This window comes from Dyadobacter luteus (assembly GCF_003383615.1).
Lineage (GTDB): Bacteria > Bacteroidota > Bacteroidia > Cytophagales > Spirosomataceae > Dyadobacter > Dyadobacter luteus.
In genome coordinates this window covers 1-2,486 of sequence record NZ_QNUL01000057.1, presented here as the reverse complement: position 1 = coordinate 2,486, position 2,486 = coordinate 1, and the positions used below count along the sequence as shown (strand labels likewise).

The 2,486-nt window shown below is 42.0% G+C and carries 1 protein-coding gene; it reads left to right on the top strand.

The window, feature by feature from the left end; translation table 11 throughout:
• Positions 1 to 562: 562 nt before the first annotated feature.
• The gene (ltrA, locus tag DSL64_RS28765; RefSeq protein ID WP_199539533.1) at positions 563 to 2,377 is read left to right on the top strand and encodes a group II intron reverse transcriptase/maturase; all 1,815 of its coding nucleotides are present in this window, start codon (positions 563 to 565) and stop codon (positions 2,375 to 2,377) included.
• Positions 2,378 to 2,486: the final 109 nt, after the last annotated feature.

The following is a 2,486-nucleotide window of genomic DNA, read 5'->3' as shown; positions in this document are numbered from 1 at the left end:
GTGCGCCCATAAGGGCATATAGTGAATGTGGTTTGGCAACCACTGGGCAAGTGTTTAGAACGCCCATCAACATCCGACTTATCCGAACGGGAAACCTTACGGGGAGTGTAGCATGTCGGAAAAGCCATAAGTCAACTAATTGTCGTGTTGCGACTGAATGGCAAGTTGAAAAGTTAGATATAAGGATGAAGTCTTGATTGATTGAACGATAGTCCGAATGGTCGATTCGTAGGCTATGACGGAAGACAGTTACAAACGTCATATTGTGGTACTATACTAATGTTAGGTAGTAGATATAGCATAAACAGACCACAACGTAGCTGCAATAAGCAGAAAAGGGCGAACATCGCATCCGACAATCTAACATGCTAATAGTTGCTATATGTCTAAATGGGGATTGCCTAAGTCGGAATGCCACTCATGTGGCTATGGAAAAAGCTCCTGAATATCCGATATGGCAACGGAGTCTCCGTAGTAGTCCGAGCAGGGGAAAGCCCTGTACATGGCGAAGGGAGACAGTCAATTTAGTTCAATACGATTAACGGAAAATGTGAGAGACATTATGAGAAATCCAGAAAAAGTATTGAACAGTCTAACAAGGCACAGCGGAAACACCGACTATAAGTTCGAGAAGCTGTACAAAGTTCTGTTCAATGAAGAGATGTACTTTATCGCCTATCAGAAAATCTACAGTAAAGTAGGCAATATGACGGCAGGAGTTGATGGAAAGACCATCGACGGAATGAGTACATCCCGCATTGAACGGCTGATTGAATCGTTGCGAAACGAGACCTATCAGCCAAACCCATCCAAGAGGACATACATTCCGAAAAAGAATGGAAAGAAACGTCCGCTTGGTATACCATCTTTCGATGACAAATTAGTGCAGGAGGTTATCAGAATGATATTGGAAGCTATCTATGAGGGCAGTTTTGAGCATACTTCACATGGGTTCAGACCCAATAGAAGCTGTCACACAGCCCTATTAGGTGTCCAACAATCATTCACGGCTGTACGGTGGTTCATCGAGGGCGATATAAAAGGCTTCTTTGACAATATCAATCATGAAATACTGATTGGCATACTAAAGGAGCGTATCGATGACGACAGGTTCATTCGGTTGATACGAAAGTTCCTCAATGCAGGGTATATCGAAGATTGGGTGTACCACAAAACATACAGTGGGACACCACAGGGAGGGATTATAAGTCCTATCCTTGCCAATATCTACCTTGATAAATTCGACAAATATGTCAAGGATTATATCAAGGACTTCGATAAGGGCAAAAGAACTACGGCAACACGCCAATACAGGCTATACGAACAGAGACGATACCGTTTGGCTAAGAAACTCGAATGTGAGACAGACGAAACTGTCAGAGAGCAAATGATTAAGGACATCAAAGAGTTGAGACAGGAAAGAAACAAATACCCAGCTTATGACAAGATGGACGGCAGTTTCAGAAAGTTAAAATACGTTAGGTATGCGGACGATTTTCTTATCGGGGTCATCGGTAGCAAAGAAGACTGTAAAAAGATAAAGGAAGACATTAAGGTTTACCTTGATGAAAAACTGAAACTTGAACTGTCTGATGAAAAAACCTTAGTGACCAATGCTAAGAAACCAGCCAAATTCTTAGGCTTTGATGTCTCCGTGCGAAACTCCGATGATACCAAAAGAGATAAGCACGGTAGGACGGTAAGATGTTTCGGAGATAAGATTGTACTCCGTGTTACAGCAGACGTGATGAAGAAAAAGCTACTGAGCTACAATGCCATGAAACTGGTAAATGAAAAAGGTACAGAAGTTTGGAAACCACGCTCACGCTATTACATGAAAGATTTGGATGACTTAGAAATCATCAGTCAGTACAACGCTGAAATACGAGGCTTTTACAATTACTATTCGATTGCCAATAACAGCTCGCTTGTCCAGTCATTTTCTTACATCTTGGAATACAGTATGTACAAAACGTATGCACTGAAATACCAAACTTCAATCAGTAAGGAAAAGAATAAAAGATGTATCAACGGAGTGTTTTCCATTCCCTACAAAAATAGGAAAGGGGATACAATCTACAGACGCTTTTACAAAGAGGGTTTCAAACGCCAAAAAGTTGCCCGCGGTGCTTACGTGGATAGTTTACCTGTCACGGTTACCATTACAGGAGGAAGAAACAGCCTTATAGCAAGGTTGCAAAATGAAAAATGCGAATTATGCGGTGCTAACGAGAAATTGGAAATGCACCATATACGCAAATTGAAAGACCTGAAAGGTAAGCAAGATTGGGAAAAACGAATGAGCGCAAGGAGAAGAAAAACCTTGGCAGTATGCTCAAAATGCCACGACAAGATACACACAGGCAAGTTAGACTGAATAAATTGATGGAGAGCCGTATACCTGGAGACAGGTACGTACGGTTCGGGGGAGAGTTCTTGGAAACCTACCATAGTCAATATGGCAAGGCGCCGGGTTCTTATCCTAC